This window comes from Bacillus sp. J14TS2 (assembly GCF_018333015.1).
Classification (GTDB): Bacteria; Bacillota; Bacilli; order Bacillales; family Bacillaceae_C; genus Lederbergia.
The window spans coordinates 266,005-279,347 of record NZ_BORE01000002.1; the positions used below are offsets into that span (position 1 = coordinate 266,005).

General features: G+C 37.7%; 10 protein-coding genes and 1 pseudogene. 10 read left to right on the forward strand and 1 reads right to left on the reverse strand.

Annotation, left to right across the window (positions count from 1 at the left end; all coding sequences use genetic code 11):
- Positions 1 to 54 precede the first annotated feature (54 nt).
- Positions 55 to 1,107 carry an NAD(P)/FAD-dependent oxidoreductase gene (locus tag KI375_RS03870; RefSeq protein WP_212972232.1) on the forward strand — a complete coding sequence of 351 codons (1,053 nt, stop codon included), beginning with the start codon at positions 55 to 57 and terminating at the stop codon, positions 1,105 to 1,107.
- 554 nt (positions 1,108 to 1,661) lie between these two features.
- Here KI375_RS03870 and KI375_RS28115 read toward each other — a convergent pair.
- Positions 1,662 to 1,919, reverse strand: a pseudogene (locus KI375_RS28115) (IS4 family transposase); the annotation flags it as partial.
- Positions 1,920 to 2,438: 519 nt separating this feature from the next.
- Between KI375_RS28115 and KI375_RS03875 the strand changes: the two are divergent.
- From KI375_RS03875 to KI375_RS03915, 9 genes are all read left to right on the forward strand, one after another.
- Positions 2,439 to 2,846, forward strand: a complete 408-nt coding sequence (locus KI375_RS03875; RefSeq protein ID WP_212972233.1) for an NUDIX domain-containing protein — start codon at positions 2,439 to 2,441, stop codon at positions 2,844 to 2,846.
- Between the two features lie 228 nt (positions 2,847 to 3,074).
- Positions 3,075 to 4,760, forward strand: coding sequence for a dihydroxy-acid dehydratase (gene ilvD, locus KI375_RS03880; RefSeq protein WP_212972234.1), 1,686 nt, complete (start codon positions 3,075 to 3,077; stop codon positions 4,758 to 4,760).
- Positions 4,761 to 4,970: 210 nt separating this feature from the next.
- Positions 4,971 to 7,013 carry a catalase gene (locus KI375_RS03885; protein ID WP_212972235.1) on the forward strand — a complete coding sequence of 681 codons (2,043 nt, stop codon included), beginning with the start codon at positions 4,971 to 4,973 and terminating at the stop codon, positions 7,011 to 7,013.
- A gap of 165 nt (positions 7,014 to 7,178) precedes the next feature.
- Positions 7,179 to 8,483 carry a Y-family DNA polymerase gene (locus tag KI375_RS03890; RefSeq protein WP_244852255.1) on the forward strand — a complete coding sequence of 435 codons (1,305 nt, stop codon included), beginning with the start codon at positions 7,179 to 7,181 and terminating at the stop codon, positions 8,481 to 8,483.
- Between the two features lie 2 nt (positions 8,484 to 8,485).
- Entirely contained in the window at positions 8,486 to 8,893 is a 408-nt protein-coding gene (locus tag KI375_RS03895; protein WP_212972236.1) for a hypothetical protein, read from the forward strand.
- 846 nt (positions 8,894 to 9,739) lie between these two features.
- Positions 9,740 to 10,630, forward strand: a complete 891-nt coding sequence (locus KI375_RS03900) for a Vgb family protein (RefSeq protein WP_212972237.1) — start codon at positions 9,740 to 9,742, stop codon at positions 10,628 to 10,630.
- 15 nt (positions 10,631 to 10,645) lie between these two features.
- Positions 10,646 to 11,293, forward strand: coding sequence for a Vat family streptogramin A O-acetyltransferase (locus tag KI375_RS03905; RefSeq protein WP_212972238.1), 648 nt, complete (start codon positions 10,646 to 10,648; stop codon positions 11,291 to 11,293).
- 265 nt (positions 11,294 to 11,558) lie between these two features.
- The gene (locus KI375_RS03910) at positions 11,559 to 12,251 is read left to right on the forward strand and encodes a response regulator transcription factor (RefSeq protein WP_212972239.1); all 693 of its coding nucleotides are present in this window, start codon (positions 11,559 to 11,561) and stop codon (positions 12,249 to 12,251) included.
- Positions 12,248 to 13,243 (forward strand): sensor histidine kinase, encoded by a 996-nt coding sequence (locus KI375_RS03915; protein WP_212972240.1) that lies wholly within the window; start codon positions 12,248 to 12,250, stop codon positions 13,241 to 13,243. The genes KI375_RS03910 and KI375_RS03915 overlap by 4 nt, the downstream gene beginning before the upstream one ends.
- Positions 13,244 to 13,343: the final 100 nt, after the last annotated feature.

Below are 13,343 nucleotides of genomic sequence, written 5' to 3' on the forward strand. Positions count from 1 at the left end.
AAAAAGAGAAGATGCTAAGGAGACTAGAAATTTTAACTTAAGGAGGGGTGTTAAATGACGACAGAATGCAAAGATGTAACAATTATTGGTGGTGGCTCGGCAGGATTATATGCAGCTTTCTATTGTGGAATGCGAGATTTATCCGCCCGTATTATCGAATTTAAACCTAAGCTTGGGGGCAAGGTTCATGTCTATCCCGAAAAAATGATTTGGGATGTAGGAGGTATAACACCGATTACCGGTGCTCAATTGATAGAGCAAATGGAAGAGCAAGCGCGTACATTTGATCCGGACATTATTTTAAATGAAAAAGTGGAAAAGCTTGAAAAGAATCAAGATGAGCTCTTTGTGGTAACAACCCATACAGGACATGAATACGTAAGCAAAACAGTTATCTTGGCAACTGGCGGAGGGATCTTTGAACCAATTAAATTAGATATAGAAGGAGCTGACCGTTTTGAAGTAAGTAATCTTCATTATACGGTTCAAAGTCTTGAGGCATTTAAAGACAAGAAAATAGTCGTTTCTGGTGGGGGAGATACAGCCATCGACTGGGCCAATGAACTGGAACCCATCGCCGAAAAAGTATCATTGATTTATCGTGGTGAGGAATTCAAAGCGATGGAAGCACACATCGCTCATCTAGAAGCCTCCTCTGCCAGCATCTATAAAAATACAAAGATAGAAAAGCTAATTGCTGACGAGGACGGTCATCGTGTCAAAGAGGTGTTGACGAGAAATCAAAAAACCGGTGAAGAGGTTCGGTTTGAAGTGGATGACTTAATCATTAATTATGGGTATGACAGAGAACTGAAATTTATTAAAGAAAGTCCATTACAAATAGAATTGGAACGCGATTTTTTCGTGAAAGGATCTGGTAAAGCCGAAACGAACATAGCTGGTTTATATGCTGCTGGTGATATTCTTTCATTCGATGGAAAGGTGCGATTAATTGCTGGTGCATACAATGATGCAGCGAATGCAGTAAACCAAGCAAAGCTGTATCTTAAGCCAGATGCATATGCAGAGATTTATATATCTTCTCACAACGCGAAATTTGATGCAAAAAACAGAGAACTGCTTTCCCACTTATACACTAAAAAATAAGAGGGTAGAGGCAGTCCTTTGCCAGTCTATTAAACCTTTTATCTCGGAAATGCAAAGAGCCCCGCGGCTTTTTCTAAGCATGTAACCCTATCTGTGATCTGATCTCCTTCCTGGTGTAAGAACCTTCAGGTTATCATTGATCATCTTGATTGGGTTATTTTTTCGAGAAAAACCTTTTTCTGACCTGAATACATTGAATTATTGAAAAATTACTCCTATAAATTTTACAGTCTTATTTTTTATTTGCATTCACAAACATCTTTTGTATAACAGAGCATGTTTAAAATATATTCGTCAATCTTACTAAAGCATGGACATATAAGGGAAAGGCTAAAAACTGATACCCTCTAAAGACGGTGGAGCTAAACCCGCATTTGTAACATAAACCCAATAGATTTAGATTGTTTGTAAGCTCGCTATTGAATTTCACATAGAGTGTGGGCTATTTGTGCAAACGAAGTTCTAAATATTATGTACTCGAGTTTCGGACATGCTAAATAAGCCTTAACGCTTGGTATGAAAGGGATAGGTTCAATTCTATTATCATGCTGCCCCAGCATTAAGTAGGAGATTTCCAAAATAGTCATCAGTGCCTGTGCAAAACGAATATCTTCCATTTCATTGCAGCACAAAGAGAATGGCTGACCAATGGTCTTGGGATCCTCTTCTTCCCGGCCACTAAGTGACAACATCATATATCGTAGAAACACAATCGTAGTATGTGCAGCTGCGACATTGAAACTCGCTAGTCGCAGATTGGACTTGACCACCTTGAAAAAACACTCGATTTCCCTTATCCAAACCTTTTTATAATCCAAACTTTTCAATGATTTTAATGAAAAAAGTTTGAATTATGTCCCAACGCTTGCTAAAGAGTATATGTAAAAGGACATAAAAGTTTGTACAACAAATTGAAGGTATAATAATATTGATTTTACAATACATACTTTTGATTTTGTACATATTTTTTGTCTTTTTATATGGACAAGAAACTATGTACAATTTATAATAAAGACAAAAAATTTTTACTCTTTGAAAATTTCGCTATAATATCTCTTTACACAAAATTCATTATGTTGAACAAGCAAAATAAAACATGTTAATTCTGGAGGCGGTGAAATATGTATCCCCCACTAATAACGGATGGGAATAAACATTTTGGAAATAATAGATGGCATTCAATTAGCTCGAAATTTTAAAAAGAGTTTATTTGTTTAGTGATTTGGAGTATGAACATTGGTTAAATGTAGAATCCAATCCAAATATCAATGAAAAATAATTTTGATTGTTCAAAAGTGACGAGTAATAAGTAAAAAGAAGGGGGTATTTGAATGAATTATCCTGTAGGTAAAGTCGATGAGATCCGTTTTGTTCAAATATTTGCAAAACACAAAGGTAAGTGGGTTCTATGCTTCCATAAAAAACGTCAAAAGTGGGAGTTTCCAGGAGGGCATGTAGAAGAGGGTGAGGATCCTCTTACAGCAGCCAAACGGGAGTTATATGAAGAAACAGGTGCGATTAACTTTATCATTACACCACTTTGGGACTATTACAGTCATAATAATGGAAGAGTATATTTTGCCGATGTCGATAGATTTGATGAACTACCTGATTATGATATGGAGAAAATCGGATTTTTTGACCATTTACCAGAAAATGTTACATATAATCGTACTAAAATGAACGAAGATTTAGAACGAGTTAAGAAATATATGCGGGAGCATGAATATAAAGAATGATACCAACCTCAATCTTTAGCTAGAAAATAAATCGGATTTAATTCCGTATGATTTCTAAACATGTAACCCTATCTGTGATCTGATCTCCTTTCTGGTGTAAGAACCTTTAGGTTATCATGGATCATCTTGATTGGGTTATTTTTTTCGAGAAAAACCTTTCATTGACCTGAATACATTGAATTATTGAAAAATCACTCCTATAATAGTCCACAGAAGGGTGGTATTCAGATGGAAAAAGATCTACGCATAAAAAGTCATGTTTTTAGTGAAGGTACCCTGAAAGCGCCAAACAGAGGGATGCTTCGTGCTGTCGGTGTAACGGATGAGGATTTTAAGAAGCCAATGATCGGTATTGCTAGCACATGGAGTGAAGTGACACCATGTAATATCCATATTAATGATTTAGCTGTCAATGCCAAAGAGGGAGCAAGAGCGGCCGGTGGCGTACCATTGATTTTTAATACAATTACAGTTTCAGATGGTATCTCTATGGGGACCCAAGGAATGCGCTTTTCCTTACCAAGTCGTGATCTAATTGCTGATTCAATAGAAACTGTTGTTGGAGCTGAAAATTTAGATGCATTTGTAGCGATTGGTGGTTGTGATAAAAATATTCCAGGCTGTATGATCGCGATAGCCAACGCCGACGTACCTGCAGTGTTTGTGTATGGGGGGACAATTGCACCTGGTTCCTTAAACGGCAAAGATATTGATCTTGTGTCAATATTTGAGGGTGTCGGTAAACATAATAATGGTGATATTGATGATGAGGAATTACGTTCAATCGAATGTCATGCGTGTCCAGGCGCGGGTTCTTGTGGTGGTATGTACACAGCAAATACGATGGCATCTGCTGTTGAGGCAATGGGCATGAGTCTGCCTGGCAGTTCTTCCAATCCGGCAGTGTCAGATTATAAGGCGCAAGATTGTGAGAAAGCAGGACAAGCAGTCTATAAATTGCTTGAGAAAGGCATTTATCCAAAAGACATTATGACAAAAAAGGCATTTGAGAATGGGATTACTGTTGTAATGGCGCTTGGTGGATCGACAAATGCGATCTTGCATTTAATGGCAATCGCCCATGCCTTAGAAGTCGATTTGACACTGGAAGACTTTAATCGCATTCAGGAAAAAGTGCCACATCTTGCTGATTTAAGACCAAGTGGTAAATATGTTATGCAAGACCTGCATCGGGCAGGTGGTGTACCTGCAGTCATGAAAATGCTATATGAAGCTGGATACCTTCATGGCGATTGCTTAACAGTTACAGGTAAAACAATCGCCGAGAACCTCGCGGAAGCACCGGATCTTGTGGAAGGACAGAAGGTTATTATGCCATTTGATAATCCGAAACGCGCAGATGGTCCGCTAATTGTTCTAAAAGGAAATCTTGCGCCTAGTGGTGCGGTTGCAAAAGTATCTGGTGTGCAAGTAACCAGGCATACTGGACCTGCTCGTGTGTTTGATACAGAAGAAGAAGCAACCGAAGCAGTCACACATAATAAAATTAAGGAAGGCGATGTGCTCGTTATTCGCCATATTGGTCCAAAAGGTGCTCCGGGTATGCCAGAAATGTTATCCGTCTCTTCTATTTTAGTTGGAAAAGGATTAGGGGAAAAAGTTGCATTATTAACAGACGGCAGATTCTCCGGTGGTACACATGGACTAGTTGTTGGCCATATTGCCCCGGAAGCCCAGGTAGGTGGCCCTATTGCTTTCTTAAAAGAAGGGGACACTGTAACGATTGATTCCAACAAAAAGGAAATTTCTTTTGAAGTTTCCGAGGAAGAGCTTGAACGCCGTAAGCAGAATTGGGTTGCACCGCCATTATATAAAAAAGGTGTATTAGGAAAATATGCGCATAATGTATCTTGTGCTTCCGTTGGTGCAGTTACAGATTACTTAAATAAATAATGATGAGGGCCCTGATTTAGCTATCGGGGTCCTTCTTAGTTGTATAACGAGGAAATATGATTGATCCTGACCAACGCTGTTAGTCTCACGAACGTTTCCATAGAAAAAAGATCTCCTTCTCACTTCATGCAGCGTTTAAAACCTTCTGAATACATTTAGCTTTTTTTGCTAAAAATAAACGTCATTATCATTGTGAGGAGATGGATCTATATGAGTGAACACCAAGATGTAAATAAAAAGGAAAAACAATTAGAAGCATATGTGAGAGAAACACGTAATCAAGAGATGATTTCCAATGAAGGGAAAAAGATTGTCGATGACGAAAATTCACTGACCGCTGGAGATCGTGGGCCGACTCTGATTGAAGACTTTCTTGCCAGAGAAAAGATAGCGCATTTTGATAGAGAGCGAATACCAGAACGGGTTGTTCATGCACGAGGAACTGGTGCTTATGGAGAATTTGAACTGTATCAATCCATGAGTGATGTAACGATGGCAGATTTCTTGCAGGATCCTTCTAAAAAAACACCATTATTTGTCCGATTTTCACAAGTAATTGGTTCACGGGGCTGTAATGAAACTGTTCGAGATGTGCGAGGGTTTTCCATTAAGTTCTATACAGATGACGGGAATTTTGATATTGTGGCCATCAATTTCCCTATCTTTTTTATTCAAGACGCGATCAAATTCCCCGATTTAATTCACTCTGTCAAACCAGAACCCGATAATGAATACCCTCAGGGCCAAACAGCGCACGATACTTTTTGGGATTTTATGGGGAGTAACCCGGAGACGACCCATATGGCGATGTGGATTATGACTGACCGGGCCATTCCCAAGAATTTCCGCACTATGGAAGGCTTCGGTGTGCACACATATCGTTTTGTGAACAAAGAGGGAGTAGCTCATTTTGTCAAGTTTCATATCAAGCCTATGCTAGGGGTTCATCCATTAATTTGGGATGAAGCGCAAAAGCTTGGCGAGGATGCTGATTTTCATCGAAGAGATCTTTGGACCAATATTAAGATGGGAAATCATCCGGAATTTGAACTTGCTGTACAGATTATTCGGGAAGATCAAGAATTTATGTTTGATTTCGATATTTTAGATCCGACAAAGTTTTGGCCGGAAGAGGAAGTTCCACTTCAAAAGATGGGGAAGATAACGCTAAATAAAACGGTCGATAATGCTTTTTCAGAAACAGAGCAAAGTGCATTTCATCCAGGGAATATTGTGTGTGGAATTGATTACTCCAACGATCCCCTGTTGCAAGGGCGGTTATTTTCGTATACGGATACGCAACAGGCACGAGTAGGTGCAAATTATCAGCAGCTTCCAATCAATAAACCGGTTTGCCCTGTTTTTAACAACCAGCGGGATGGTGCTTCACGTCATGTGATTGACCGCGGAAAAGTTTCTTATCATAAAAACATATTGGCAGATAATACCCCATCCGAAGTTCCGCCAGATAAGGGAGGCTTTGTAACTTATCCTTCCACTGTAGAAGGATTGAAACAGCGTAAAACAGCACCATCATTCAAAGATCATTATTCACAGGCTAGGCTCTTCTGGAATAGCATGACACCAGTAGAACGAGAGCATATTATTGGGGCCTATAGTTTTGAATTAGGAAGATGCCTTCATGTGCCTGTACGTCAGCAAATGGTTGACCGCTTAGCAAGAGTCAGCAAAGAGCTTGCGGAAGCCGTTGCTAATAATGTTGGCGTTACAGTACCAGATGTAGAAGAATCCACTGTTACGAAATCATCGCCCGCGGTAAGCCTGATGAATACAAAGTTCATGGCGGATACACTTAAAGTGGCTGTTTTTCTTGCAGAGGGTTTTCCTGGCAAGGAAGTGGATGCCCTGCTTAAACAATGGAAGGAGGCGAAGATGCATCCTGTTATTGTTAGCGATAAGCTTGGTGAAGTAAGTGGCAGCGGAGGAGTAACATATCAGGTTGATCAAAGCTTTCTCACGGGATCCCCATTAAGCTATGAGGGTGCGTATCTAGTTGGCGGAGCCGAAGCAGATGACTATTTTTATTATCAAGCCCGGACCTTTATTATGAATATGTATAATCATTTCAAGCCAATAAGCGCTAGGGAAGAGAGCAGTCAGCTATTGAAGGAAATGGGGATTAAAGAAATGCCGGGAGTTGTGATCGATACAGATCACCAATTTGGACAAACATTTATCGATGCAATGGCTAAACAACGCTTTTGGGATCGACCTAGTTACCTTTATAGATAAGCCTGTTTGGTAAACAGAATCGGTAGGAAGAGGGAGAAGAGACGTGCGGCGCATGCTTCTTCTTCCATATATTGGCATCGTGATTTCATCGTGTTGATCTTGACTAATAGAATGTACGTTCTTATAATATGTATACAAACATATATTCGTACAAAAGGTGAGACAATGAAAAATATTATGATGATGGATTATTCAAATGAGCCAAGACGGGATATTATGTGCATAGATGTCAAATCTTTTTTTGCAAGCGTAGAAGCTGCAGCACGCAATCAGCATCCTTTAAAAGCCCGGATTGCGGTTGTATCTAAACCGGATAACCAAGGTGGTTTGGTTTTAGCCTCATCTCCTTTAGTAAAGAAAGAGTATGGAGTTAAAACAGGAACAAGAATATATGAGATTCCGCACGGAGCAAATATAGAAATTGTAGAACCTCGTATGGCATTGTATGTAAAAAGAAACTTAGAAATATTAAGTATTTTTAAGCGTTATGTAGCAGAAGATGATGTCCTTGCTTATTCTATTGATGAATCGTTCATTGATGTAACTAAATCGCATAAACTTTTCGGCAGCACACATGATATAGCAAAAAAAATCCAACATGCTGTATGGCTAAAATTAGGCCTAGTCCTGACTGTGGGAATAGGGGATAATCCGCTATTAGCAAAATTAGCACTCGATCATCAGGCGAAGCATGACGAACAAAATGGATTCATAGGTGAGTGGCGTTATGAAGATGTACCACATACCGTGTGGAAAATAGCACCATTAATTGATTTCTGGGGAATCGGAAGGAAAACAGAAGCTAGTCTCAATCGGCTAGGTATTAGAAGTATCTATGATTTGTCTCAGTATGATATTCGTGTATTAAAGGCAAGGTTTGGCGTGATTGGAGAACAACTCTTTTGCCACGCACACGGAATTGACCGAACATTACTAGCGGACGCATACAAACCTAAAAGTACGTCATTCAGCAAAAACCAGATACTCAACAGAGATTATGTAGTGAAACATGACATTGAGATTGTTATTCGGGAAATGACAGATGAGAATGTAGCAAGACTAAGGAAACACCAGCTAGTGGCTGGTGTTGTTAAATTGGCCATTGGCTATTCGAAAACGATAGCGCAAGACGGATTTAATCATCAGATGAAGATTGATGCAACCGATTCGTCAAAAAAATTAAAGAAGTATATGCTGATGATCTTTCATAAATATTATCAAGAAAATGTACCGGTAAGAGTCGTTAATATCACCTTTGGAAAACTGCAGCCAAAGCAGTCATTGCAACTGGATTTCTTCGAACCAGTAGAAGAAACGATAGAAAATGAAGAGATGGATAGGGCGATTGATTTTGTGAAAAGAAAACATGGATACACGTCACTACTGCACGCTTCCAGCTTACTTGAAAGTGGAATGGCTAGATATCGTGCGAAACTGCTTGGCGGTCATCGATCTGGAAAGGAAGAGTGAAAATGGAGAAAATATCGATCACACGCATCACACCGGAACAGCTGGGATATAAAGATAGAGGAATTGTGAAATGGTTAGGGATGATGCTAAGCGACCATTCAGAAGCACTCAAAAAAGAGAAAGTAAATAACCAGCTACTAGAGGTTGAGCCGAAAAAAGAAATGACAGAAGAAGAAATCGCCCAAGTGTTGTATCAAGCTTTTGTAATGAATTCACCGGTTTCGATTCAGGCAAATGTGATAAGAAGAGATGGGAATTATTATAAAGACTTAGAGTGTAAAGTATCCGGCTATGTTGAAAATCAAATACACTTATCCTTAAAGGATGGGCGAGTTACAAGTTGTACACTCGAGCAAATAAGAAATGTGGAAATGATGGATTCGATGGATTGGTATGATAAAAGGAAATAAGAAACTTTCCAAGAGCAGACTGCCGCTCTTTTTGTAATGATTCTCTCCCCTGGATTCAATAACATCAAAACGAACATTGAACAAATTAGTATTTATTTAGAAAACACCAATACTTAAAAAGATTCATCTAAATAAAGTTAAGTTAATAGAAAGATTATAATGATTTGTGATAAACTTCTTTTGGGACAATACTAAAATGCGAAGCTTCAACAGACGAATATTGCATTACCTTAGCGGATCCGGAGCGAGGGTTATGCACATACTAATTCGGTTTTCCTTTGGTGGAAGCACTTTGTTCTAGCTTCCAAATCCATTATTTCTATGCTTACGGTAAATATAATGTGACCATACATATCATATCCCCTTTTGTTACCTCTCTAATAAATCTCCAATAAGAATTGCAAAAGACAATCTATAAAATAGTTATTTAATGGAAAAAGCACACAAATCATTTAATTTTGGAATTATCAAGCAAATCATTTTAAAAATATCTAAAAATAAGCTGAAGCTTTACACAAAGGTAGTTGACAAAACTGAGGTAGTGTTTTATTGTGAAATTATCGAAAGACGGAAGGGTGAAAAAAGGATATGATCCAATAATTCTAACTTTTAGAAAAGTCGATAACTTAACATATACATTCAGCTTTTCCATGGTCTGAATGGTTATAGGTTATGTTTTTTGATTAATTTTCTGAGATAGGATTATTGTGAAATGTACCTTATAAAGACTAAAGGACTTTAAAAACAAGTCTATTTTAGTCTGGACTAGTTTGCATAGCCTCCTATCTCAGAAAATGAGTATAGGAGGCTATTTGCGTTAGAAAATTCTCAATGGAGGGATTTTATATGAGATTTGAGCAGCAAGAAATAAATATTTCACATTCTGATTCAGGTCCTTATGGAATAGCTGTCACACAAGAGGGAAAGGTATGGTTTACCCAACATAAAGCAAATAAGATCAGTTGTCTTGATCAAGAAGGGGAGATTAAGGAATATAATGTTCCAACTCCTGATGCTAGAGTAATGTGTTTAACTGCTTCTTCAAAAGGCGATATTTGGTTTACGGAAAATGGAACAGACAAAATAGGAAGAATTACAGCAACTGGCATAGTTAAAGAGTATCCTTTGCCACACTCGAATTCAGCACCATATGGGATTACGGAAGACTCCAATGGAGATATTTGGTTTACAGAAATGAATCGAAACCGTATAGGTAAACTGACGGAGGACGGTGTGATTCATGAATATGAATTACCCAATAAAGAATCCTACCCAGCTTTTATTACGCTAGGCCCTGATAGCTCACTTTGGTTCACTGAAAATCAAAACAATGCAATTGGAAGGATAACTGAGTCGGGGAAACTAACGGAGTTTCAAATACCTACACCCTCAGCAGGACCAGTAGGTATAGCAAGAGGAAACGATGATGCACTTTGGTTTGTAGAAATATCGGGAAATAAGATCGGGAGGATTACTATTTCTGGTGAAATAACAGAAATTGACATCCCTACACCAAATGCACGTCCTCATGCAATCACTCAAGGATTGGATGAGGACTTATGGTTCACCGAATGGGGTACAAATAAAATAGGAAGGATAACAAAAAATAAATCGATTGAAGAATATCCAATCCATACACCTAATTCTGAACCTCACGGAATTGTATGTGATAAAGAAGGCACCGTATGGTTTGCATTAGAATGTAACAAGATTGGAAAATTAAACTTAATGGAATGAAGGGTGGACAGTTTTATGGACTCTAAAAGACCACTGGGACCTAACCCAGATATGATTTACCCAATTTCAGGTAATAATGGTGTCCAATTTATTAAACCGTCACTAACCAAACCCAATATTGAAGTTGGAGATTTTTCTTATTATGACAGTAAACAAGGAGAATCTTTTGAAGAACAAGTTCTTTATCACTATGAATTTATTGGGGATAAATTGATAATTGGAAAGTTTTGTTCAATCGGACCGGGTACTACATTTATTATGAATGGAGCTAACCATCGAATGGACGGATCCACCTATCCTTTTAATATTTTTGGAAATGGTTGGGAGAGTCATACACCAACATTAGAAAATCTGCCACTAAAAGGGAATATAGAGATTGGAAACGACGTATGGATTGGCAGAAATGTAACAATCATGCCTGGAGTAAAAATAGGCGATGGTGCAATAGTTGCAACAGAATCTGTTGTCACCAAAAATGTTGACCCTTACACTATTGTTGGCGGAAACCCCTCCAAACTAATAAAAAAGAGATTTTCTGATGATATAATCGCGGACTGGATCAAACTTCAGTGGTGGAATCAAGATATAAACTTGATAAACGAAAATCTTGATTACATTGTAAATGGCGATTTGGAAAATTTAAAAATAAACTTAACTAAATAAAATTTCAACTATAATTAAGAGCATGATTAATCTTTATCAAATCATGCTCTTATATAGAATCAGTGTGTAAATTTAGAGATTTTAATGAAGGTTATGGCGTATAAACTTGATAGAGCATAATACGGAATAATGTCTGTCTCCATGGGGCGTCCTTAGTGAGATACATGCATGAAGTATAAAGCAATCCTTGGCCATTGTATTTTATAAGTATAAGCAGATAATATATAATTTAAATACAAGAGTATCTAATGAGTCGGGGGATTTTATGTATAAAATATTAATTGTGGAAGATGAAACAAGTATTGCAAGCACATTAAAAAATCATATTGAAAAATACGGGTATGAATGCCATATAGTAGAAGACTTTGAAAAGATACTAGATATTTTTCAAGAGATAGAACCACATTTGGTTATAATGGATATTAACCTCCCTGCCTTTGATGGTTATTATTGGTCACGAAAAATAAGGCAGGTATCAACATGTCCGATTATGATTCTGTCTGCTCGAATGAGTGAAATAGATCAGGTATATGGTATTGAAAATGGCGCTGATGATTTTATCACCAAGCCCTTTGTAATGGATGTAGTACTAGCAAAAATCAATGGACAAATTCGTCGCATCTATGGAGAGTATGCCAAAGATACCAAATCACGAATTTTAAAAAAGGGTAATACTGCTTTAAATTTGGATACCGTGCGTTTGTCCACATCGATAGAGGAAGAAGTACTGACAGTCAAGGAACTTCAGCTCTGTAATATGCTTTTTGAGGCGTTTCCGAATGTAGTATCGAGACAGCAGCTACTTGCAGCAATTTGGGATGAAGAAGCATTTGTTGAAGAAAATACACTTACGGTAAATATTAAAAGATTACGAAATAAATTAGAAACAATTCATTCTTCTTTAGAAGTGAAAACCATTCGGGGAATTGGCTATCAACTCATGGAGAAAAATAAATGAAGCTGTTTTTAAAAGACCACCTCAGTATTATTTTTTTGTATCTGCTGACATTTATTGGTTTGCCGATTATTATTGGCCAATTAGACGGTTTTGAAAATCACTATGGCTATTTTAGCTTTTTAGCTATCATTTTACTGATTATTCTGCTTGTTCTTCGTTATCTACGTCGTAAGAAAATGTATGCACAATTAAAGAAATCAAGTTTGAATCAAGCCCATTTCCTTATCTATCAGCCTAGTGCCCCAATAGAAAAAGCATATGCCAATCAATTGAAGGCTACTTCATCTATGCTTATAGAGGAAGAGAAAGCGCATCAAACCTTCTTGCAGGAACAGCAGCTACTCATTTCCCATGCTGTGCACCAGATGAAAACCCCAGTTTCAGTGATGCAATTGCTTGTTCAAGCAAATCAAATGAACAATGTTAATTCATTGGAAGCATGGCAGAAAGTAAAAATCGAATGCGATAAGCTAAATTTTTCGTTAAATCAGCTATTGTCTTATAGCCGTTCTACCAAATTATTAGCAGATTTAAAAATCGAAGCGATGCCATTAAAAAAGATTGTACAAGAAGTTATTAATGATTTGAAGGATTACTTTATTGAGGAGGAAATATTTCCAAAGGTAGCAATAGCGGATGGAGTTCTTCTTTATTCAGATCGGAAATGGATGAAAGTCGTTATCTATCAATTGCTGAGCAATGCGATTAAATATGGAGAGAAGCAATCAACTGTTCATATCCAATATAAAAATGGACAGTTATCGATTCACAATAGAGGGGAGACCATCTCAAAAAGTGAGATTAATCGCTTGTTTGATCTGTTTTATACAGGAGCGAAGGGGAGAAAGAGAAATGAAGCGACAGGAATCGGTTTATATTTAGTGAAAAAGATTTTGACGACACTAAATCATTCTTTTGAGCTAACATCACAGCAACAAGAAACGACCTTTACCATTGATTTATCAGAAAGTATTGGAACGGCTGTCAATTAAGACAGCCGTTTTGAATGTGTCGATTTTGTCACTTGGCTGTCATGTTATCAAATGTTAAGCAATGGGTGGACTTCGCTATACTTAAATAAATAAAAGAAAC